At 58.0% G+C, this 19,945-nt stretch carries 18 protein-coding genes, 5 tRNA genes and 1 riboswitch; of the genes, 18 read left to right on the top strand and 5 right to left on the bottom strand.

From position 1 onward, the window contains the following. Window positions 1–49: 49 nt before the first annotated feature. The 7 genes from BMY54_RS05910 to astE all read left to right on the top strand — a co-directional run bounded on the left by BMY54_RS05910 (window position 50) and on the right by astE (window position 7,929). Window positions 50–1,270, top strand: a complete 1,221-nt coding sequence (locus BMY54_RS05910) for an aspartate aminotransferase family protein (RefSeq protein ID WP_008077923.1) — start codon at window positions 50–52, stop codon at window positions 1,268–1,270. Between the two features lie 215 nt (window positions 1,271–1,485). After that, window positions 1,486–2,505 (top strand): arginine/ornithine succinyltransferase subunit alpha, encoded by a 1,020-nt coding sequence (gene aruF, locus BMY54_RS05905; protein WP_007951057.1) that lies wholly within the window; start codon window positions 1,486–1,488, stop codon window positions 2,503–2,505. 51 nt (window positions 2,506–2,556) lie between these two features. After that, entirely contained in the window at window positions 2,557–3,582 is a 1,026-nt protein-coding gene (gene astA / locus BMY54_RS05900) for an arginine N-succinyltransferase (protein WP_093430400.1), read from the top strand. Further along, on the top strand, window positions 3,579–5,048 hold the full coding sequence (astD, locus tag BMY54_RS05895; protein WP_175559567.1) for a succinylglutamate-semialdehyde dehydrogenase: 1,470 nt from the start codon (window positions 3,579–3,581) through the stop codon (window positions 5,046–5,048). Before astA ends, astD begins: the two co-directional genes overlap by 4 nt. Before the next feature lie 163 nt (window positions 5,049–5,211). Further along, window positions 5,212–6,558, top strand: a complete 1,347-nt coding sequence (astB, locus tag BMY54_RS05890) for an N-succinylarginine dihydrolase (protein WP_093430395.1) — start codon at window positions 5,212–5,214, stop codon at window positions 6,556–6,558. Window positions 6,559–6,615: 57 nt separating this feature from the next. Further along, entirely contained in the window at window positions 6,616–6,906 is a 291-nt protein-coding gene (locus BMY54_RS05885) for a hypothetical protein (protein ID WP_016983958.1), read from the top strand. A 12-nt stretch (window positions 6,907–6,918) separates the two neighbouring features. After that, complete coding sequence (astE, locus tag BMY54_RS05880) at window positions 6,919–7,929, top strand: succinylglutamate desuccinylase (RefSeq protein ID WP_093430392.1); 1,011 nt, start codon at window positions 6,919–6,921, stop codon at window positions 7,927–7,929. A 156-nt stretch (window positions 7,930–8,085) separates the two neighbouring features. Here astE and BMY54_RS05875 read toward each other — a convergent pair whose 3' ends face one another. After that, on the bottom strand, window positions 8,086–8,595 hold the full coding sequence (locus BMY54_RS05875) for a 6,7-dimethyl-8-ribityllumazine synthase (RefSeq protein ID WP_093430389.1): 510 nt from the start codon (window positions 8,593–8,595) through the stop codon (window positions 8,086–8,088). Between the two features lie 101 nt (window positions 8,596–8,696). Beyond that, window positions 8,697–8,868, bottom strand: a riboswitch (FMN riboswitch). A 198-nt stretch (window positions 8,869–9,066) separates the two neighbouring features. Here BMY54_RS05875 and ltaE point away from each other — a divergent pair. The 8 genes from ltaE to BMY54_RS05835 all read left to right on the top strand — a co-directional run bounded on the left by ltaE (window position 9,067) and on the right by BMY54_RS05835 (window position 15,178). Beyond that, entirely contained in the window at window positions 9,067–10,071 is a 1,005-nt protein-coding gene (gene ltaE, locus BMY54_RS05870) for a low-specificity L-threonine aldolase (RefSeq protein WP_093430387.1), read from the top strand. Between the two features lie 146 nt (window positions 10,072–10,217). Then, the gene (alaS, locus tag BMY54_RS05865) at window positions 10,218–12,836 is read left to right on the top strand and encodes an alanine--tRNA ligase (protein WP_093430386.1); all 2,619 of its coding nucleotides are present in this window, start codon (window positions 10,218–10,220) and stop codon (window positions 12,834–12,836) included. A gap of 90 nt (window positions 12,837–12,926) precedes the next feature. Next, window positions 12,927–14,168: an aspartate kinase gene (locus BMY54_RS05860; protein ID WP_007919332.1), complete on the top strand. Its 1,242-nt coding sequence runs from the start codon at window positions 12,927–12,929 to the stop codon at window positions 14,166–14,168. A 187-nt stretch (window positions 14,169–14,355) separates the two neighbouring features. Then, window positions 14,356–14,544 (top strand): carbon storage regulator CsrA, encoded by a 189-nt coding sequence (csrA, locus tag BMY54_RS05855; protein ID WP_002554426.1) that lies wholly within the window; start codon window positions 14,356–14,358, stop codon window positions 14,542–14,544. Between the two features lie 62 nt (window positions 14,545–14,606). Then, a tRNA-Ser gene (locus BMY54_RS05850) sits at window positions 14,607–14,697 on the top strand. Between the two features lie 107 nt (window positions 14,698–14,804). Then, window positions 14,805–14,881: transfer RNA gene (locus BMY54_RS05845), tRNA-Arg, on the top strand. 72 nt (window positions 14,882–14,953) lie between these two features. Next, window positions 14,954–15,030, top strand: a tRNA-Arg gene (locus BMY54_RS05840). A gap of 71 nt (window positions 15,031–15,101) precedes the next feature. Next, window positions 15,102–15,178, top strand: a tRNA-Arg gene (locus BMY54_RS05835). Window positions 15,179–15,197: 19 nt separating this feature from the next. On the opposite strand, the gene BMY54_RS05830 is transcribed toward BMY54_RS05835, so the two are convergent. Further along, complete coding sequence (locus tag BMY54_RS05830) at window positions 15,198–15,716, bottom strand: cell envelope protein SmpA (RefSeq protein ID WP_093430384.1); 519 nt, start codon at window positions 15,714–15,716, stop codon at window positions 15,198–15,200. Window positions 15,717–16,036: 320 nt separating this feature from the next. On the opposite strand from BMY54_RS05830, the gene mgtE reads away from it, so the two are divergent. Then, window positions 16,037–17,479, top strand: coding sequence for a magnesium transporter (gene mgtE / locus BMY54_RS05825; RefSeq protein ID WP_007919330.1), 1,443 nt, complete (start codon window positions 16,037–16,039; stop codon window positions 17,477–17,479). A 115-nt stretch (window positions 17,480–17,594) separates the two neighbouring features. Here the strand turns inward: mgtE and BMY54_RS05820 are convergent, their stop codons facing one another. After that, window positions 17,595–17,921, bottom strand: coding sequence for an Arc family DNA-binding protein (locus BMY54_RS05820; protein ID WP_003178899.1), 327 nt, complete (start codon window positions 17,919–17,921; stop codon window positions 17,595–17,597). Window positions 17,922–18,311: 390 nt separating this feature from the next. Here BMY54_RS05820 and phnN point away from each other — a divergent pair, with 390 nt between their 5' ends. Further along, a complete protein-coding gene (phnN, locus tag BMY54_RS05815; RefSeq protein ID WP_093430382.1) occupies window positions 18,312–18,881 on the top strand; it encodes a phosphonate metabolism protein/1,5-bisphosphokinase (PRPP-forming) PhnN in 570 nt (189 codons plus the stop codon). Here phnN and BMY54_RS05810 read toward each other — a convergent pair. Next, a complete protein-coding gene (locus BMY54_RS05810; RefSeq protein ID WP_093430379.1) occupies window positions 18,856–19,035 on the bottom strand; it encodes a PA3371 family protein in 180 nt (59 codons plus the stop codon). The genes phnN and BMY54_RS05810 overlap by 26 nt on opposite strands. A gap of 20 nt (window positions 19,036–19,055) precedes the next feature. Continuing rightward, window positions 19,056–19,292 (bottom strand): hypothetical protein, encoded by a 237-nt coding sequence (locus BMY54_RS05805; protein WP_093430377.1) that lies wholly within the window; start codon window positions 19,290–19,292, stop codon window positions 19,056–19,058. Window positions 19,293–19,587: 295 nt separating this feature from the next. Here BMY54_RS05805 and BMY54_RS05800 point away from each other — a divergent pair. Continuing rightward, window positions 19,588–19,664 (top strand) — tRNA-Arg (locus BMY54_RS05800). The last annotated feature ends 281 nt before the right edge of the window (window positions 19,665–19,945 follow it).

Genomic DNA, 19,945 nt, shown 5'->3' with positions numbered 1-19,945 from the left:
TCACCAAGCTCGCCAGTTTCAGGCGAGTGTTCCTCTTCAGGAGACTCCGATGTCCGTTGAGCACGCTGCGGTACAACGCGCCGATTTCGACCAGGTAATGGTTCCCAACTACGCGCCTGCCGCTTTCATTCCGGTGCGTGGCGCCGGTTCCCGCGTCTGGGATCAGGCCGGCCGCGAGCTGATCGACTTCGCCGGCGGGATTGCCGTTAACGTATTGGGCCATGCGCACCCGGCGCTGGTCGGTGCACTGACCGAACAGGCGAACAAGCTGTGGCACGTGTCCAACGTGTTCACCAACGAACCAGCCCTGCGCCTGGCGCACAAGCTGATCGATGCCACGTTCGCCGAGCGCGTGTTCTTCTGCAACTCGGGCGCTGAAGCCAACGAAGCCGCGTTCAAGCTGGCCCGTCGCGTTGCGTTCGACCGTTTCGGCACTGAGAAGTACGAAATCATTGCGGCGCTGAACAGCTTCCACGGTCGTACCCTGTTCACCGTCAACGTCGGTGGCCAGTCGAAGTACTCCGACGGTTTCGGCCCGAAAATCACCGGCATCACCCACGTGCCTTACAACGACCTGGCCGCGCTGAAAGCTGCGGTTTCCGACAAGACCTGCGCGGTCGTGCTGGAACCGATCCAGGGCGAGGGCGGCGTACTGCCGGCCGAACTGGCTTACCTGCAAGGTGCTCGCGAACTGTGCGACGCGAACAACGCGCTGCTGGTGTTCGACGAAGTGCAGACCGGCATGGGCCGCAGCGGCAAGCTGTTCGCTTACCAGCATTACGGCGTGACCCCGGACATCCTGACCAGCGCCAAGAGCCTGGGCGGTGGTTTCCCGATCGCGGCGATGCTGACCACCGAAGCGCTGGCCAAACATCTGGTCGTCGGCACTCACGGCACCACCTACGGCGGCAACCCGCTGGCGTGTGCGGTCGCTGAAGCGGTAATCGACGTGATCAACACCCCTGAAGTGCTGAACGGCGTGAACGCCAAGCACGACAAGTTCAAGGCGCGCCTTGAGCAGATCGGCGAGAAATACGGCCTGTTCACTCAGGTGCGTGGCCTCGGTCTGCTGATCGGTTGCGTGCTGAGCGATGCCTGGAAAGGCAAGGCCAAAGACATCTTCAACGCCGCTGAAAAAGAAGGCCTGATGATTCTGCAAGCCGGCCCGGACGTTATCCGTTTCGCCCCGAGCCTGGTGGTGGAAGACGCCGATATCGATGCTGGCCTGGACCGCTTCGAACGCGCTGCTGCTGCCCTGACGCAAGCCTGATAGACCCTTCGGCGCCTGGAGTTTTTCAGGCGTCGATCAAAATTTTATGCCGGACCAGATCAACTGTAGGAGTGAGCCTGCTCGCGATTGCGGTATGTCAGTCAATTCATTGGTTTCTGACAGACCGCAATCGCGAGCAGGCTCACTCCTACATTGATCTCCATGTAGGCCCGGTTATTTTTTTCTGTGAATTTATAAGAGAAAGGAGTGACACCATGCTGGTGATGCGCCCCGCGCAAATGGCTGATCTGGGCGAGGTACAGCGTCTGGCTGCGGACAGCCCGATTGGTGTCACTTCCTTGCCGGATGACGTGGAACGTCTGAGCGACAAGATCGCCGCGAGCGAAGCCTCGTTTGCTGCCGAAGTGAGCTTCAACGGTGAGGAAAGCTATTTCTTCGTCCTCGAAGACACTGCCACCGGCAAGCTGGTCGGCTGCTCGGCGATTGTTGCTTCGGCCGGTTACTCGGAGCCGTTCTACAGCTTCCGCAACGAGACCTTCGTCCACGCCTCCCGCGAGCTGAAGATCCACAACAAGATCCACGTGCTTTCGCAGTGCCACGACCTGACCGGCAACAGCTTGCTGACCAGTTTCTACGTGCAGCGCGAGCTGGTCGGTTCGCCGTGGTCCGAGCTCAACTCCCGTGGCCGTCTGCTGTTCGTCGCCAGCCACCCTGAGCGTTTCGCCGATTCGGTGGTGACCGAGATCGTCGGTTACAGCGATGAGAACGGCGATTCGCCATTCTGGGATGCCATCGGTCGCAATTTCTTCGACCTCAATTACGCCGAAGCCGAACGCCTGTGCGGGCTGAAAAGCCGTACGTTCCTCGCCGAGCTGATGCCGCATTACCCGATCTACGTACCGCTGCTGCCGGATTCCGCCCAAGAGGCGATGGGCCAGGTGCACCCGCGTGCGCAGATCACCTTCGACATCCTGATGCGCGAAGGCTTCGAGACCGATCACTACATCGACATTTTCGACGGTGGCCCGACCCTGCATGCACGTGTGTCGGGGATCCGTTCGATCGCTCAGAGCCGCGTGGTGCCGGTGAAGATCGGCGAGCCGGTGAAAGGTGCCGGGCGTCAGTATCTGGTGGCTAACGCGCAGTTGCAGGATTACCGCGCGGTGTTGCTGGAGCTGGATTACGCACCGGGCAAACCGGTGACTCTGGATCTGGAAGCGGCCGAAGCCCTGGGCGTCGGTGAAGGTGCCAGCGTGCGCCTGGTGGCGGTTTAACGCCTTAGCGAGTTTCACGGGTGGCGAAGGCGGCCCGTTTGAGGAGATAGCATGATTGTTCGTCCCGTACGCAGCAGCGATTTATCCGCTCTGATCGACCTGGCCCGCAGCACCGGCACCGGCCTGACCACGTTGCCGGCCAACGAAGAACGTCTGGCCCACCGGGTCGGCTGGGCCGAGAAGACCTTTCGCGGCGAAGCTGGCCGTGGCGACGCGGACTACCTGTTCGTGCTCGAAGACGACGATGGCCGCGTGGTAGGGATTTCCGCCATTGCTGGCGCCGTTGGTCTGCGTGAGCCGTGGTACAACTTCCGTGTCGGTCTGACCGTCAGCGCTTCGCAAGAGCTGAACATCTATCGCGAGATCCCGACGCTGTTTCTCGCCAACGATCTGACCGGCAATTCCGAGCTGTGCTCGCTGTTCCTGCATGCCGATTACCGCAACGGTCTGAACGGTCGCATGTTGTCCAAAGCGCGCATGCTGTTCATCGCGGAATTCCCTGAATTGTTCGGCAACAAGATCATTGCCGAGATGCGCGGTGTGTCCGATGACGCCGGCCGTTCGCCGTTCTGGGAAAGTCTCGGTCGTCACTTCTTCAAGATGGAATTCAGCCAGGCCGATTACCTGACCGGTGTCGGCAACAAGGCGTTCATTGCTGAGCTGATGCCGAAATTCCCGCTGTACACCTGCTTCCTCTCCGAAGGCGCACGTAACGTCATCGGCCAGGTGCATCCGGACACCGAGCCAGCACTGGCGATGCTCAAGAGCGAAGGTTTCAGCTACCAGGGTTACGTCGACATCTTCGACGCAGGTCCGGCCATCGAATGCGAAACCGGCAAGATCCGCGCAGTGCGTGACAGTGAAGCGCTGGTGCTCGCCGTTGGCACGCCGGGCGAAGACGCCACGCCGTTCATCATCCATAACCGCAAGCGCGAAGATTGCCGCATCACTGCTGCGCCGGCGCGTCTGGCTGCCGGCACTCTGGTGGTCGATCCGCAGACCGCCAAACGTCTTCAACTCAACGCTGGCGATCAAGTGCGCGCCGTGGCGTTGTCCGCTGCACGGGAGTCGAAATAATGAATTCGCTATACATCGCAGGTGAGTGGCTGGCCGGCCAGGGCGAAGCCTTTCAATCGCTGAACCCGGTGACCCAGCAAGTGCTGTGGTCGGGGGAGGGTGCCACGGCTGCGCAGGTTGAGTCGGCTGTGCAAGCTGCGCGTCAGGCGTTTCCAGGCTGGGCACGTCGTACGCTGGAAGAGCGTATCACTGTGCTTGAGGCTTTTGCCGCGTCGTTGAAAAACCACGCTGACGAACTGGCTCGCACCATTGGTGAAGAGACCGGCAAGCCGTTGTGGGAATCCGCGACCGAAGTCACCAGTATGGTCAACAAGATCGCGATCTCGGTGCAGAGCTACCGTGAACGTACCGGCGAGAAGAGCGGCCCGTTGGGCGACGCCACCGCCGTACTGCGCCACAAGCCGCACGGCGTGGTCGCGGTGTTCGGTCCTTACAATTTTCCTGGGCACTTGCCGAACGGCCATATCGTTCCGGCGCTGCTGGCCGGCAACAGCGTATTGTTCAAGCCCAGCGAACTGACCCCGAAAGTCGCTGAGCTGACGGTCAAGTGCTGGATCGAGGCCGGTCTGCCGACGGGCGTGTTGAACCTGCTGCAAGGCGCTCGCGAAACCGGCATCGCACTGGCGGCGAACCCGGGCATCGACGGTCTGTTCTTCACCGGTTCGAGCCGCACCGGCAATCACCTGCACCAGCAATTCGCCGGTCGTCCGGACAAGATTCTGGCGCTGGAAATGGGCGGCAACAATCCGCTGGTGGTCGATCAGGTCGCGGATCTGGATGCAGCGGTTTACACGATTATTCAGTCGGCGTTCATCTCTGCCGGTCAGCGCTGCACCTGCGCACGCCGTTTGTTGGTGCCGCAAGGCGCGTGGGGCGACAGCCTGCTCAAGCGTCTGGTTGAAGTCTGCGCGACCATTGAAGTCGGCGCGTTCGATCAGCAACCAGCCCCATTCATGGGCTCGGTAATTTCCCTCGGCGCGGCGAAAGCGCTGATGGACGCTCAAGAACATCTGCTGGTTAACGGCGCTGTGTCGCTGCTGGAAATGACTCAGCCGCAGGCCCAGGCCGCGCTGCTGACCCCGGGCATCCTCGATGTCACCGCAGTTGCCGATCGCCCGGACGAAGAACTGTTCGGCCCGTTGCTGCAAGTAATCCGCTACACCGATTTCGAAGCGGCGATCGCTGAAGCCAACGACACTGCTTACGGCCTGGCCGCAGGTCTGCTGTCGGATTCTGAAGCGCGTTATCAGCAGTTCTGGCTGGAAAGCCGCGCCGGTATCGTCAACTGGAACAAGCAGCTGACCGGCGCTGCGAGCAGCGCGCCGTTTGGTGGTGTCGGCGCTTCGGGCAACCACCGCGCCAGCGCCTATTACGCGGCGGATTACTGCGCGTACCCGGTGGCCTCGCTGGAAACCCCAAGCCTGGTGTTGCCTGCTGCCCTGACGCCTGGCGTGAAAATGGCGTGATGCCCATTCGCGAGCAGGCTCGCTCCCACAGATTCAGTGGTGTTCACACATTTTGTGTTCAACATAAATCCTGTGGGAGCGAGCTTGCTCGCGAAGGCCGCGCCTCGGTCTAAAAGAATAGTTACTGAAGCCTATAACAACAGATTCTCGTGGAGCCTCGCTGATGAAATCCTATGAAGTCAATTTTGACGGTCTAGTGGGGCCGACCCATAACTACGGTGGTCTGTCCTACGGTAACGTTGCTTCCCAGAGCAACAGCCAGCAGTCTTCGAACCCGAAGGAAGCGGCCTTGCAAGGTCTGGCGAAGATGAAAGCGCTGATGGAAATGGGCTTTCAGCAAGGCGTGCTCGCACCGCAGGAGCGTCCGGACGTGGCCGCTCTGCGCCGTCTGGGCTTCAGCGGTACCGACGCGCAAGTGATCGAGCGCGCCGCCAAAGAGGCGATGCCGCTGCTGGTCGCCAGTTGTTCCGCGTCGAGCATGTGGGTGGCTAACGCCGCGACTGTCAGCCCGAGTGCCGACACCGCAGACGGTCGCGTGCATTTCACCGCAGCCAACCTCAACTGCAAATACCACCGCAGCATCGAGCACCCGACCACCAGCCGCGTGCTCGGCGCGATGTTCGCCAATCAGCAGCACTTCGCCCATCACGCCGCGTTGCCGGCAGTGGCGCAGTTCGGCGACGAAGGTGCGGCCAACCACACACGTTTCTGCCGCGAATATGGCGAAGCGGGCGTCGAGTTTTTCGTATTCGGTCGCAGTGCCTTCGACAATCGCTACCCGGCGCCGCAGAAATATCCGGCGCGCCAGACCCTCGAAGCCTCGCAAGCCGTTGCGCGTCTGCACGGTCTGCGTGACGAAGGCGTGGTTTACGCGCAGCAGAACCCGAACGTGATCGATCAAGGCGTGTTCCACAACGACGTGATCGCCGTCGGTAACGGTGAAGTGCTGTTCTATCACGAGGACGCGTTCCTCGAGACCGATCAGATGCTGGCCGAACTGCAAAGCAAGCTCGCCAAAGTCGGGGGCAACTTCCAGTCCGTGTGTGTGCCGCGTTCGGCAGTCACCGTGGATGATGCGGTGCGTTCCTACCTGTTCAACAGCCAGTTGCTCTCGCGTCCTGATGGCTCGATGTTGCTGATCGTGCCGCAAGAGTGCCAGGCCAACGAGCGCGTCTGGGCGTATCTGCAAAGTCTGACCAGCTCCGGCGGCCTGATCCGCGAAGTGAAAGTCTTCGATCTCAAGCAAAGCATGCAGAACGGTGGTGGCCCGGCGTGCCTGCGACTGCGCGTCGCGCTTAACGAAACCGAACTGGCGGCGGTCAACCCAGGGGTTATCATGACGCCACCGTTGTACGGTTCGTTGACCGCATGGGTTGAAAAGCACTACCGCGACCGCCTGAGCGAAACCGATCTGGCGGATCCGCAATTGCTGCTTGAATGCCGGACGGCACTGGATGAACTGACGCAAATCCTTAAACTGGGCGCGGTTTATCCATTCCAGATCAATTGATGGCCGGCGCGTCGCCTGAACGCGGCGCGCGGCTTGTCTCACCAAGAGAGTAAAAAAATGAGCGATTCCCTGCAGTTGATCCTTGAAGACACCGACGGCACGCAACTGCAAACCTCGTGCACCCGCGTCGCGGTCATGTGGCAAGGCAAAGAGCTGTGGATCCAGCAGGACGGCCGTGGCCAACTGCTGATCGGCGTGGACGTTGAAGAAGGTGACGCTGAGTACGCCAACCTGCTGCTGCGCCCATTGGCGACTAATCTGGTAAGTCTGCAACTGGAAATGGAACCGGCTGACGTCGGCGACGACGAAGACCACGTGCACGGCCCGGATTGCAACCACGATCACTAAGGAAACCGCTCTATGCTCGCCCTCGGCAAACTGCTTGAACTGACCCTCGCCGGCCGCGAACCGGCGGAGAAGACTCAACTGACTGTCGAAGGCGTGCGTATGCGCTGGTTGAGCGAAGGTGCGCTGGAAGTGCGGCCACCCGAAGCACGCGACAATGGCCTGGACCTGCTGCTGTCGGCAGGTATTCACGGCAACGAAACAGCGCCGATCGAGTTGCTTGACCGGCTGCTGCACGACATCGCCCGCGGCGATCTGAAGCCGCGCGCACGCATTCTGTTCCTGTTCGGCAACCCGGAAGCGATTCGCAAGGGCGAGCGTTTCGTCGAGCAGGACGTCAATCGGCTGTTCAACGGCCGTCATGAACAAAGCAGTGGCAGCGAAGCGCTGCGTGCCTGTGAGCTGGAACGTCTGGCGGCGAGTTTCTTCAGCCTGCCGGATCGCCAGCGTCTGCACTATGACCTGCACACGGCGATTCGCGGTTCGAAGATCGAACAGTTCGCACTCTATCCGTGGAAGGAAGGTCGCCAGCATTCGCGTCTGGAGCTGGCACGTCTGCGCGCTGCCGGAATGGAAGCGGTGCTGTTGCAGAACAAACCGTCGATCGTCTTCAGCTCGTACACCTACGACAAGCTCGGTGCCGAGGCTTTTACGCTGGAACTGGGTAAGGCGCGGCCGTTCGGGCAGAACGACGGGGTCAATGTGTCGCTGCTGGAAACCCGTCTGCAACAGATCATTGAAGGCAACGAGCCGGAGATGGCGGAGCAGGGGCTGGACGGTTTGCAGCTGTTCAGCGTCGCCCGGGAAATCATCAAACACAGCGATGCATTCCGTCTGAACCTGCCGCAGGACATCGAAAACTTTTCAGAGTTGGAGATGGGGTATGTGTTGGCCGAAGATCTGGCCAATACCCGTTGGGTCATTGAGGAAGAGGGAGCACGTATCATCTTTCCCAATCCCAAGGTCAAGAACGGCTTGCGCGCGGGCATCCTGATCGTCCCGACTACCGACGAAAACCTCGCCTGACCTCAATCGCAAGGTCTACACAGAACCACTGTGGGAGCGAGCTTGCTCGCGAATGCAATCGGGCATTCAACATTTAAGTTGGCTGTCAATCCGCTTTCGCGAGCAAGCTCGCTCCCACAGGGGAATGAGTGAGACCAGAGATCTCACTCATCGTGTTTACACCGCTACAGCATGCGGCTCGGTGCGGCGCAGTGCGCGAACCTTGCGCAGCGTATCGGCGCAAGTCCGTGCCGCTTCCTGGCCCTTGTGTACAAAGTGCTCAAAGAAGAATTTCTGATGCTCGTCACCGGCATGGAAGTGATGCGGCGTCAGGGATACCGAGAACACCGGCACTTCAGTTTCCAGCTGCACTTGCATCAGGCCGCTGACCACCGACTGAGCGACGAACTCGTGACGGTAGATGCCGCCGTCCACGACCAGGGCTGCGGCGACGATGCCGGCATAACGACCGGTCTTGGCCAGCAACTTGGCGTGCAGGGGCATTTCAAAAGCACCGCCGACTTCGAAGATGTCGATGTCCGATTCCTGATAACCCAAGGCAAGCATTTCGGCGACGAAGCCTTTACGGCTCTGGTCGACGATTTCCTTGTGCCAGCAGGCCTGAATGAACGCGACGCGCTCGCCGTGAGGGTGTTTGCTTTTGCTGTCGATAGCGGTGGGTTGCATGTTCTGACTCCTGTTTGTGTGAAAAACAGGGCGTTATGAATCGAAAGGGATTCAAGGGTGCGCACACGCACAACATCGCGCGGACGGCCCTTTGGCGTTAATCCCGTTCTCTCTTCATCCGGACTATGACCGTCGGCCCCGGAATCACACCGGGTCTGCTGACCTTGCCATCGCGCACAACCGAAGCTGTGTTCGTCGCCAAGCGCTCGCGGGCTATGCGCATTGCGCGCAATTACCGCCGGTGGGGAATTGCACCCCGCCCTGAGAACGTTTTTGCCGCCCTTTCTCGGGCGGCGCAGCGTTTTTAACACAGATTGTGGCTGTGTGCATTGCGCCTTTCTGATGATTGCCATCGAATTTTCTGGCGGTTCGAAACGACTTTTCCTTGCGCAAGGGTTGATTAATCCGAGCGATGACCGCAGTAATTCAACTTCGTAAAGGGATTTCCCCTGCTGATTAGAGGCCAGGTTCATGAGCGTTATCGATCTTCGCAGCGACACCGTCACCCAACCGACTCCCGCCATGCTCGATGCGATGACCGCAGCGGACACCGGTGATGACGTTTACGGCGAAGATCCGACGGTCAATCGTCTCGAGGCCGAACTGGCCAAGCGACTGGGTTTTGCTGCCGCGTTGTTCGTACCGACGGGCACCATGAGCAACCTGCTGGGGTTGATGGCGCACTGTGAGCGCGGCGACGAATACATCGTTGGCCAGCAGGCGCACACCTACAAATACGAGGGCGGTGGCGCGGCGGTGCTGGGCTCGATCCAGCCGCAGCCGCTGGAAGTGCAGGCCGACGGTTCGCTGGATCTGGATCAGGTCGCGGCGGCGATCAAGCCTGACGACTTCCATTTCGCCCGGACTCGTTTGCTGGCGCTGGAAAACACCATGCAGGGCAAAGTGCTGCCGCTGGAGTACCTGGCCCGCGCACGCCGCTTCACTCAGGATAAAGGCTTGCAACTGCACCTCGACGGCGCGCGTCTTTACAACGCGGCAGTCAAGCTGGGCGTCGATGCCCGGGAAATCACTCAGTACTTTGATTCGGTGTCGGTGTGCCTGTCCAAAGGCCTTGGCGCGCCGGTGGGCTCAGTGCTGTGTGGCTCTGAGCAGTTGATCGGCAAGGCCCGTCGCTTGCGCAAAATGGTCGGCGGCGGCATGCGTCAGGCTGGGCTGCTGGCAGCGGCGGGGCTGCATGCGCTGGACCACAATGTTGATCGTCTGGCAGACGACCATGCCAACGCACAGTTACTGGCCGAGGGCTTGCGTGAAGCAGGTTTCATCGTCGAACCGGTGCAAACCAACATGGTTTATGTGCAAATGGGTGAAAAAGCTGAAGCGATCAAGGCCTTTGCCGCCGAGCGCGGGATCAAGTTGAGCGCTGCCGCGCGTCTGCGCATGGTCACGCACATGGACGTCAATCGCTCGCAAATCGAGCAATTGATCGCGACATTCGTCGAGTTTTCGCGCAAGTGACAGCGTTAGCCGTCCAATTGACCGTTTCTATCGTATAAACACGCTGTACCCCGCGCGCAGGGCCGATATAATGCGGCCCTTTGCCGTCGCTTCGTCTGTTGACGTTTCGAACAGGCCTTTGGCCGCAGCCTCCGTGGAAGAACCTAATGAAAAGCGCAGAAATCCGTGAAGCCTTCCTTCGCTTCTTCGAAGAGCAAGGCCACACCCGTGTAGCCTCCAGCTCTTTGATTCCGGGCAACGACCCAACCCTGCTGTTCACTAACGCGGGGATGAACCAGTTCAAGGACTGCTTCCTGGGCCAGGAAAAACGTGCGTACACCCGCGCGACCAGCAGCCAGAAATGCGTGCGTGCCGGTGGCAAGAACAGCGACCTGGAAAACGTCGGTTATACCGCTCGTCACCACACATTCTTCGAAATGCTCGGTAACTTCAGCTTCGGCGACTATTTCAAGCACGACGCAATTACCTTTGCCTGGACCTTCCTGACCGGCGTTCTGAAACTGCCGAAGGAAAAACTCTGGGTCACTGTCTACGCCTCCGACGACGAAGCGTATGACATCTGGACCAAAGAAATCGGTGTGCCGGTCGAGCGCATGATCCGCATCGGCGACAACAAAGGCGCGCCTTACGCCTCCGACAACTTCTGGACCATGGGCGATACCGGCCCGTGCGGCCCATGCACCGAGATTTTCTACGATCACGGCGACCACATCTGGGGCGGCCCACCGGGCTCGCCGGAAGAAGACGGCGACCGTTACATCGAGATCTGGAACAACGTGTTCATGCAGTTCAACCGCACCGCCGATGGCGTGTTGCATCCGTTGCCAGCGCCGTCGGTCGACACCGGCATGGGCCTGGAGCGGATCAGTGCGGTGATGCAGCACGTCAATTCCAACTACGACATTGACCTGTTCAAGAACCTGCTGAAGGCCTCGGCTGAAGCCATCGGTTGCGAAAATGGCGATCAGTCGTCGCTCAAGGTTGTTTCCGACCATATCCGTTCGTGCGGCTTCCTGATTGCTGACGGCGTGCTGCCGTCCAACGAAGGTCGCGGTTATGTGCTGCGCCGGATCATCCGTCGCGCCTGCCGTCACGGTAACAAACTGGGCGCCACCGGCAGCTTCTTCTACAAGATCGTCGCGGCGCTGGTCGCCGAGATGGGCGAAGCGTTCCCGGAACTGAAGAAGCAGCAGAGCAACATCGAACGTGTGCTCAAGGCTGAGGAGGAGCAGTTCTCCAAAACGCTGGAGCACGGCCTGAAGATCCTCGAGCAGGATCTGCTGGAACTCAAAGGCACCGTGGTGCCGGGCGACGTGGTGTTCAAACTCTACGACACCTACGGTTTCCCGATGGACCTGACCGCCGACATCGCCCGTGAGCGCAGCCTGACGGTCGACGAAGCCGGTTTCGAGCGTGAGATGGAAGCCCAGCGTGTTCGTGCGCGTTCGGCCAGCTCGTTCGGTCTGGATTACAACACCCTGGTCAAGGTTGATGTCGCCACCGAGTTCACCGGCTACAAAGACACCAGCGGTTCGGCAAAAATTGTCGCTATCTATAAAGATGGCCAGTCGGTCGACGTCTTGAATGAAGGCGAAGAGGCGGTGATCGTTCTGAATCAGACGCCGTTCTACGCTGAATCCGGCGGCCAGATCGGCGACTGCGGTTTCCTGCAGGCAGGTAACGCGCGTTTCGACGTACGTGACACCACCAAGACCGGCGGCGCATTCCTGCACCACGGCGTGCTGGATTCGGGCAGCCTGACCATTGGCGCTCCGGTGGAAACTCACGTCGACGCCGAAGTGCGTCACGCCACTTCGCTGAACCACTCGGCCACGCACTTGCTGCACGCTGCATTGCGTCAGGTCTTGGGCGAGCACGTTCAGCAGAAAGGTTCGTTGGTGGATAGCCAGCGTCTGCGTTTCGACTTCAGTCACTTTGAAGCGATCAAGCCGGAACAGATCAAAGCGCTGGAAGATATCGTCAACGCGGAGATCCGTAAGAACTCCGCGGTTGAAACCGAAGAAACCGACATCGAAACCGCGAAGAACAAAGGCGCCATGGCGCTGTTCGGCGAGAAGTATGGCGACAACGTGCGCGTGCTGAGCATGGGCGGCGATTTCTCCGTCGAGCTGTGTGGCGGTATCCACGCCAACCGTACCGGCGACATCGGCCTGTTGAAAATCATCAGCGAAGGCGGTGTGGCTTCGGGTGTGCGTCGTATCGAGGCAGTCACTGGTGCGCAGGCACTGGCCTACTTGAACGCGGCAGAAGAACAACTCAAGGAAGCGGCCAGCCTGGTCAAGGGCAGCCGCGACAACCTGGTCGACAAGCTGTCGGCTGTGCTGGAGCGCAACCGCCAACTGGAGAAGCAGCTGGAGCAGTTGCAGGCCAAGGCTGCCAGCGCCGCGGGCGACGATCTGTCGAACTCGGCAGTGGACGTCAAGGGTGTGAAGGTTCTGGCCGCACGTCTGGATGGTCAGGACGGCAAGGCGCTGCTGGCGCTGGTTGATCAGCTGAAAAACAAACTCGGCCGCGCAGTGATCCTGCTCGGCAGTGTCCATGAGGAAAAGGTCGTACTGGTTGCAGGCGTAACCAAGGACCTGACTGGCCAACTCAAAGCCGGTGATTTGATGAAGCAGGCTGCTGCGGCAGTGGGCGGGAAGGGCGGTGGTCGTCCGGACATGGCGCAGGGCGGCGGTATCGACGCCGGCGCACTGGATGGCGCACTGGCGCTGACCGTTCCATTCGTCGAGCAGGGTTTATAAGGCAGTCCGCCCGGCCCGCAGTCTAGTGGCGGGCCTGGCGACTGTTCGAGTGATTATTGGGCGCCCTTCATGGGCAGAGGCGGCTTTGAAATGGCTTTGATCGTACAGAAATTTGGAGGCACCTCGGTCGGTACTGTCGAGAGAATCGAGCAGGTCGCCGACAAGGTTAAGAAATTCCGCGATGCCGGCGATGACCTGGTGGTTGTGCTGTCTGCAATGAGCGGCGAAACCAACCGTCTGATCGATCTGGCCAAACAAATCAGTGGCGACACTCAACCGGTTCCGCGTGAGCTGGATGTGATCGTTTCCACTGGTGAGCAGGTGACGATTGCCCTGTTGGCCATGGCGCTGATCAAGCGCGGCGTGCCGGCGGTGTCGTACACCGGTAATCAGGTGCGGATCCTGACGGACAGTGCGCACAATAAAGCGCGTATCTTGCAGATTGATGACCAGAAGATTCGTGGTGATCTGAAAGCCGGTCGCGTTGTCGTTGTCGCCGGTTTCCAGGGCGTCGACGAGCACGGCAACATCACCACTCTCGGTCGTGGCGGTTCCGACACCACCGGTGTGGCACTGGCTGCCGCGTTGAAGGCTGACGAGTGCCAGATCTACACCGACGTTGACGGTGTTTACACCACCGACCCACGTGTTGTGCCAGTCGCTCAACGTCTCGACAAGATTACCTTTGAAGAGATGCTGGAAATGGCCAGCCTCGGTTCCAAGGTGTTGCAGATCCGTGCGGTGGAATTCGCCGGCAAGTACAACGTTCCGCTGCGCGTACTGCACAGCTTCAAGGAGGGTCCGGGCACCCTCATTACTATTGATGAAGAGGAAACCATGGAACAGCCGATCATTTCCGGCATCGCTTTCAACCGCGATGAAGCCAAGCTGACCATCCGTGGCGTGCCAGACACCCCGGGCGTGGCGTTCAAGATTCTCGGCCCGATCAGTGCCGCGAACATCGAAGTCGACATGATCGTGCAGAACGTCGCGCACGATAACACCACCGACTTCACCTTCACCGTGCACCGCAACGACTACCAGGCCGCACAGACCGTGCTGGAAAACACCGCTCGCGAGATCGGTGCCCGTGAAGTGGTTGGCGACACCAAGATTGCCAAGGTTTCGATCGTCGGCGTCGGCATGCGCTCCCACGCAGGCGTGGCCAGCCGCATGTTCGAATCCCTGGCGAAAGAAAGCATCAACATCCAGATGATCTCGACCTCGGAAATCAAGGTTTCCGTGGTGATTGAAGAGAAGTACCTGGAACTGGCCGTGCGCGCCCTGCACACGGCTTTCGAACTGGATGCTCCGGCCCGTCAGGGCGAGTAATTCCGTTTCTTGAAGGGCGCGGTCTGACCGCGCCCTTTATTTTTTGAATGGCGCGAGCCCTGAACTGTTCTTTTGCTCGCGCTGGTCAATACTCAGGCATGTAGGGCTACGATCGCTCCGGTTGTAGGTCGGGTGCCTTTTTTTTGCAGACTGTTGTCCCTGAACTGAATTGCGTGAGGAGAAAGGTATGCTGATTCTGACTCGTCGGTGCGCAGAAAGCCTGATTATCGGTGATGGCGAAATCACCGTGACCGTGCTCGGCGTTAAAGGAAACCAAGTGCGTATCGGCGTCAACGCCCCGAAAGAGGTTGCCGTGCACCGTGAGGAAATTTACCTGCGTATAAAGAAAGAGAAGGACGAAGAACCAAGCCATTAATTTTTATCGATTTTTATGTTTGCAAACGGGGAAAAGGTTGGTTAAGATACGCCCCGTGTTGCGGAGAGCTGGCCGAGTGGCCGAAGGCGCTCCCCTGCTAAGGGAGTACACCTCAAAAGGGTGTCGGGGGTTCGAATCCCCCGTTCTCCGCCATTATTTGCTTAGTACGTTGTAATCTGGCTTTTTCTGTAAGTTGTTGAAATTAATAGAAAAAGTGGTTGGAATAGAGATTAGACGGGCTATAATGCGGCGCAACAAATGCACTCGTAGCTCAGCTGGATAGAGTACTCGGCTACGAACCGAGCGGTCACAGGTTCGAATCCTGTCGAGTGCACCATTTAAGAGTCAGTTACAGCAATGTAAATGACTCGGCTTCAACCAGGTGTGATCTGGTCTAACAAACACAAATGCACTCGTAGCTCAGCTGGATAGAGTACTCGGCTACGAACCGAGCGGTCACAGGTTCGAATCCTGTCGAGTGCACCATTTAAGAGTTAGTTGCAGCAATGTGAATAACTTGGTTTCAGCCAGTTGTGGTCTGGTCTAAAAACACAAATGCACTCGTAGCTCAGCTGGATAGAGTACTCGGCTACGAACCGAGCGGTCACAGGTTCGAATCCTGTCGAGTGCACCATATACCAAAAAGCCCGCGTTTAACGCGGGCTTTTTGCTGTCCGGGATTTGGCTTTTGCTTTCACGCATCCTCGTTCGTCAAAATCAATTTGAGCCGAACGTCCTCGCTTGAGGTCGTATCGATAGCTCGTCGTCGATGTTCGGACATTTACCTTGTCCGGTTTACCTAGCGCGCTCTCGACATCTTGTTGGCTCATGCCGGCAATGACACGGCGATTGATGATCGCTTCGCGACGTTGCCTGGTGTCGATCAGGTTTCCGCATCTGTCTTCAGCGTGACCAACAATCCCCAGTGCTCGAGTTTTTGTTGTCATCCCGGATATTTTCTCATGGTTGTGTTCCGGCATCACCGCCACGACTGATCCGGGGGAATAGGGGTGAACTTCCTGTGCTGAGCGCCGCTCGCCGTGCGCACAACTCATCGAGGTGAAGGTGATGCTGCCATCATCGGCTTCGCAACGATGCAGTGTGAGGGCGGCTCCGCCAGGCGGCACGCAAAGCAGGCTGGCGAGTACAAGGTGAGATGTTTTCAAGGGCATTCGACGTCCTCCATGACGATCTATGCTCAAGGGTAGTCGCTACATTTTTCAGTGTCGGTGTGTTTTCTTTTCAGAATGAGTCGTCGCATAGCAAGGATCAGGACAGTGCTCAGGTTTGTTTCGCAAGCGCTTGTTTCGCCCGCGATTTTTTAACGTTTTAAACCGTCATGCGGTGTATCATTGCGCCCGTCAGCCCCGCCGGGGCTTATGGAAAAATTCCATGGACTTACCCAGTAGTTACTCAGTACCCCGTTTCACCAATCATGAATTGACTGATTGATTCTTCCGGCGTGCCCCGCTGCTGGGAGTGGAGTTCGCCTATGTCTGAAATCGAAGTAAAGAAAACGCAAGAAAGCCTGCAGGATCGCCTGGCTCAGGTCGTCGAGCTGCTGCAGCGTCAACGGGTCGTTGAAGACCTGACTCATCGCCAGGAAGGCGCGCATCACGATCGCGTCGAAAATCTGGTTCACCGGCAAAATCTCGTCGAGCTGCAACGCAAGCTCGATGATCTGCACTCTGCCGACGTCGCCTATATCCTTGAAGCCTTGCCGCTGGACGACCGTCTGACGCTTTGGCAATTGGTCAAGGCTGATCGCGACGGCGACATTCTTCTCGAAGTATCCGACTCCGTTCGTGAAACGCTGATCGCCGACATGGACGATCACGAGCTCCTGGCCGCCGCCAAGGACATGGATGCAGACGAACTTGCTGACCTGGCTTCCGAGCTGCCGCGAGACGTCGTCCATGAGCTGATGGAGAGCCTGGATAACCAGCAGCGTGAGCGCGTGCGTTCGGCCTTGTCCTACGACGAGGAGCAGGTTGGTGCGCTGATGGACTTCGAGATGGTGACTATCCGTGAGGATGTCAGTCTCGAAGTCGTTCTGCGCTATCTGCGTCGCCTTAAAGAGCTTCCGGGCCATACCGATAAACTGTTCGTGGTCGATTACGACGGTGTGCTCAAAGGTGTGCTGCCGATCAAGCGCCTTTTGGTTAATGATCCGGACAAACAAGTAGCCGAGGTGATGGCCAGCGACCCGGTGAGTTTTCACCCGGACGAAGATGCCTACGACGCTGCGCAGGCGTTCGAGCGTTACGACTTGATCTCGGCTCCTGTGGTCGACAAGAACGGCAAGCTGATCGGTCGTCTGACCATCGACGAAATGGTCGACCTGATTCGTGAAGAAAGCGAGAACGAAGTCCTCAACATGGCGGGTCTGCGTGAGGAGGAAGACATCTTCGCGTCGGTCTGGAAGTCGCTTCGTAACCGTTGGGCATGGCTGGCGATCAACTTGATCACTGCGTTTGTTGCGTCGCGGGTGATCGGTCTGTTCGAGGGCTCGATCGAGAAACTGGTGGCGCTCGCTGCACTGATGCCGATCGTGGCGGGCATTGGCGGCAATTCCGGTAACCAGACGATCACCATGATCGTTCGCGCCATGGCGCTCGATCAGGTAAGCACCGGCAATACTTCGCGCCTGATGCGCAAGGAATTGGCCGTAGGCTTGATCAATGGCCTTGTCTGGGGCGGTGTGATTGGTGTCGTTGCTTATCTTCTTTACGGAAGTTGGTCGTTGGGTGTGGTGATGACCGCGGCAATGACACTCAACCTGTTGCTGGCTGCATTGATGGGGGTACTTATCCCTATGACCTTGGCGAAGATGGGGCGAGACCCTGCGATGGGGGCTAGCGTGATGATTACTGCGATGACCGACAGCGGAGGTTTCTTCATCTTCCTCGGGCTGGCGACAATATTCCTGCTCTGATCAGCTACAGCGAAACAGCCCGCCTATCTGGCGGGCTTTTTTTTTGCCTGGGAAAACTCAAAATCCGCGCAAAAAAAAGCCAGCAATTATGCTGGCTTGAGATGTTCGTTATGGCTCAGGACGCGTCTGCTGCCATTTCGGCGTCATGGGCAATCAAGGACACCAAGGCGTTCTGCTGACGGTGAGACAGCTGGCGGAAACGTTGCAACAGCTCGCGCTCGTGCAACGACAGCTCCGGGCTGTCCAGGCGCATGCTCAGCTCTTCGCCCAGTGCACCTTCCTGAATAAGACTCTGCTCAAGGCGCGCAATGATCTCGGAGTTCATGCTGCGATGATGATTGCGAGCCACCTCGGCAATGCGTTCACGCATTCCGTCTGGCAGACGTACGACGAACTTGTCAGCCGTACGGCTGGAATAAATTGCCTGTTTCAATGGGCGCATATATTTAACCGGTTAGTTCAGGGGAGCGGTTCTCGGGATTGGCCGCAGGATGTGTGGTAGGACAAGCATCCGCGCCAAATGGTTCAACCTGAATTGTTAAGAGGCCCGCATCATGCCTCAAAATTGCCAGATCATTGGCGTCAATTCTGTGACAAATATTGAGCTGGGTAAAGGCGTAATGCCAGCACCAATTATCAGAAATGCGGACTGGTTAGAAATCTTCACCTCTGTCCGCATCCTTGTCCGCTTCCTGCTGCACATCAATTGATGTCCGAGGGCATCAGAACGTGCATGCTATGCGGGTTCTGCATCCTTGTTCCTTACCTGTACAGGATAGTGGCAAATTGCCGATTTACTAGTGGCATACACCTGCTGGAGGGCGTTTTCAGGATGGATGGCAAGCTAATTTACTTGATGGGGCCGTCCGGGTCAGGCAAGGACAGTTTGATCGAGGCTGCGCGAGCCCCCTTACGTGCATTGAACTGTGAGGTGATGCGTCGGGTGATCACGCGATCTGCCGAATCGGTGGGGGAGGATGCTGTTGGGGTGACACCGGATGAGTTTGAGCGGCGTGAGCGCGCCGGCGAATTTTCATTGGCCTGGCGTGCCAATGGTCTCGCCTACGGGATTCCAGTGGAAATGGATCAATGGCTGAATGCTGGACGGCATGTATTGGTCAATGGTTCACGGGCCACTCTGCGTCAAGCAATGCAGCGCTATCCAGCGCTGCTGCCAGTCTTGCTGACAGTTCGGGATGAGGTGTTGCGAGAGCGTCTGCTCAAGCGTGGTCGAGAAACGCTTGAGCAAATTGACGCAAGACTGGATCGCAATGTGTTGTTCAAGGATAGGCGGTCAAGTGATGAGCCGGTAAATGTCATTGATAATTCCGGGGAGCTGGCGGAGGCCGTCAGTGAACTTTTGCGTCTGATCAGGCTCAGCGTAAAACCGGATCAAATTTGATCTTTCTTCCCGCAGCCAGCGCCAGCACAAATAGTGTGGCAAAAATGGCGCAGCCAATCAGGGGCAGGGTGATTTCAGCGCCCTCGAACAGCGATAAATGCAAAACGCCACTCAATAGAGCGAGGATCAGAAATCCCGCAGCTGACTTGGACATGTTTTACTCCTGAAGATGTTTCAAAAAACCAGATGTTCGGAGGTCAGTGCTGGTCGCACCTGCTCAGAGTTACTGACGGCCTGTGGGGTAGAGGTGTCCTGATCGTTCAGCACCGCCAGTTGGGGTGCTTTTTGTACCTGCAAGTAATGCGGCATGCGCTGGGCCAATGGCTTCTGTGTTGCATGCTCGGGCACAAACTGGAAGCTCACCAAAACCGCAAGAGCAATTGCATTTGCAAGCAAAAGGGTGGTGTTCATGGGTGTAGCTCCGAATGTTCTTCGATAGAACAGACAAAGCAGCCGTCGTGCCAACAGTTTAACCTCTGTTAAGTCCTTTAAAAACAAGCATTTGAGCGGGTTTTTCGAGTTTTGCAGGTTGCAATCTGCAATAGTGGCTTTTCAGTGAGCATGCAAAATGCACGGTAATTCTTCCCGCAGCATTGCAGGGCGCTTGCCTACACTTAAAAAGCCCAACGGACGACATGACAAATCGGGGTTCGGTGGTTAACATGCACGCCGTCCGTCATGCAGCGTCTGCTGCGACAAAGCGTGTGTCTCAGTAGCTCAATTGGATAGAGCATCCCCCTCCTAAGGGGAAGGTTGGCAGTTCGAACCTGCCCTGGGACACCATCTATTGTTGAAACTCCCCTCCTTTAATACTCGATGGTCTTGAAGCGCTCAATCAGCAGGCGTGGCAAGGCCTAGTCGTAATTTGTATGCGCTTTCTCTTGGAGGGCTTTCTGGTTGAGTTCGAATCAGGCATGGGAGTTGTGTCTATATAGAGGGAGCTTTTTCGCCTGCTTTGATAGAAAAGTGAAATTAACGGTTGACGGCAGATTCAGGATGTCTATAATTCGCCCCACTTCCGGCGCAGTCGAAACGGAAAACTCCTTGAGATTCAATGAGTTATG

It is taken from the genome of Pseudomonas sp. ok266 (genome assembly GCF_900110195.1).
Classification (GTDB): domain Bacteria; phylum Pseudomonadota; class Gammaproteobacteria; order Pseudomonadales; family Pseudomonadaceae; genus Aquipseudomonas; species Aquipseudomonas neuropathica.
This window is presented reverse-complemented; position numbering and strand designations above follow the sequence as displayed.

Bases quoted from the DNA above. Each gene is read 5' to 3' on its own strand.
- BMY54_RS05885 (WP_016983958.1), top strand. From the start codon at position 6,616: ATGAGCGATTCCCTGCAGTTGATCCTTGAAGACACCGACGGCACGCAA.
- BMY54_RS05820 (WP_003178899.1), bottom strand. From the start codon at position 17,921: ATGCGCCCATTGAAACAGGCAATTTATTCCAGCCGTACGGCTGACAAG.
- alaS (WP_093430386.1), top strand. From the start codon at position 10,218: ATGAAAAGCGCAGAAATCCGTGAAGCCTTCCTTCGCTTCTTCGAAGAG.
- phnN (WP_093430382.1), top strand. From the start codon at position 18,312: ATGGATGGCAAGCTAATTTACTTGATGGGGCCGTCCGGGTCAGGCAAG.
- BMY54_RS05875 (WP_093430389.1), bottom strand. From the start codon at position 8,595: ATGCAACCCACCGCTATCGACAGCAAAAGCAAACACCCTCACGGCGAG.
- csrA (WP_002554426.1), top strand. From the start codon at position 14,356: ATGCTGATTCTGACTCGTCGGTGCGCAGAAAGCCTGATTATCGGTGAT.
- BMY54_RS05860 (WP_007919332.1), top strand. From the start codon at position 12,927: ATGGCTTTGATCGTACAGAAATTTGGAGGCACCTCGGTCGGTACTGTC.
- astB (WP_093430395.1), top strand. From the start codon at position 5,212: ATGAAATCCTATGAAGTCAATTTTGACGGTCTAGTGGGGCCGACCCAT.
- BMY54_RS05805 (WP_093430377.1), bottom strand. From the start codon at position 19,292: ATGAACACCACCCTTTTGCTTGCAAATGCAATTGCTCTTGCGGTTTTG.
- astE (WP_093430392.1), top strand. From the start codon at position 6,919: ATGCTCGCCCTCGGCAAACTGCTTGAACTGACCCTCGCCGGCCGCGAA.
- astA (WP_093430400.1), top strand. From the start codon at position 2,557: ATGATTGTTCGTCCCGTACGCAGCAGCGATTTATCCGCTCTGATCGAC.
- BMY54_RS05830 (WP_093430384.1), bottom strand. From the start codon at position 15,716: ATGCCCTTGAAAACATCTCACCTTGTACTCGCCAGCCTGCTTTGCGTG.
- BMY54_RS05910 (WP_008077923.1), top strand. From the start codon at position 50: ATGTCCGTTGAGCACGCTGCGGTACAACGCGCCGATTTCGACCAGGTA.
- ltaE (WP_093430387.1), top strand. From the start codon at position 9,067: ATGAGCGTTATCGATCTTCGCAGCGACACCGTCACCCAACCGACTCCC.
- BMY54_RS05810 (WP_093430379.1), bottom strand. From the start codon at position 19,035: ATGTCCAAGTCAGCTGCGGGATTTCTGATCCTCGCTCTATTGAGTGGC.
- mgtE (WP_007919330.1), top strand. From the start codon at position 16,037: ATGTCTGAAATCGAAGTAAAGAAAACGCAAGAAAGCCTGCAGGATCGC.
- aruF (WP_007951057.1), top strand. From the start codon at position 1,486: ATGCTGGTGATGCGCCCCGCGCAAATGGCTGATCTGGGCGAGGTACAG.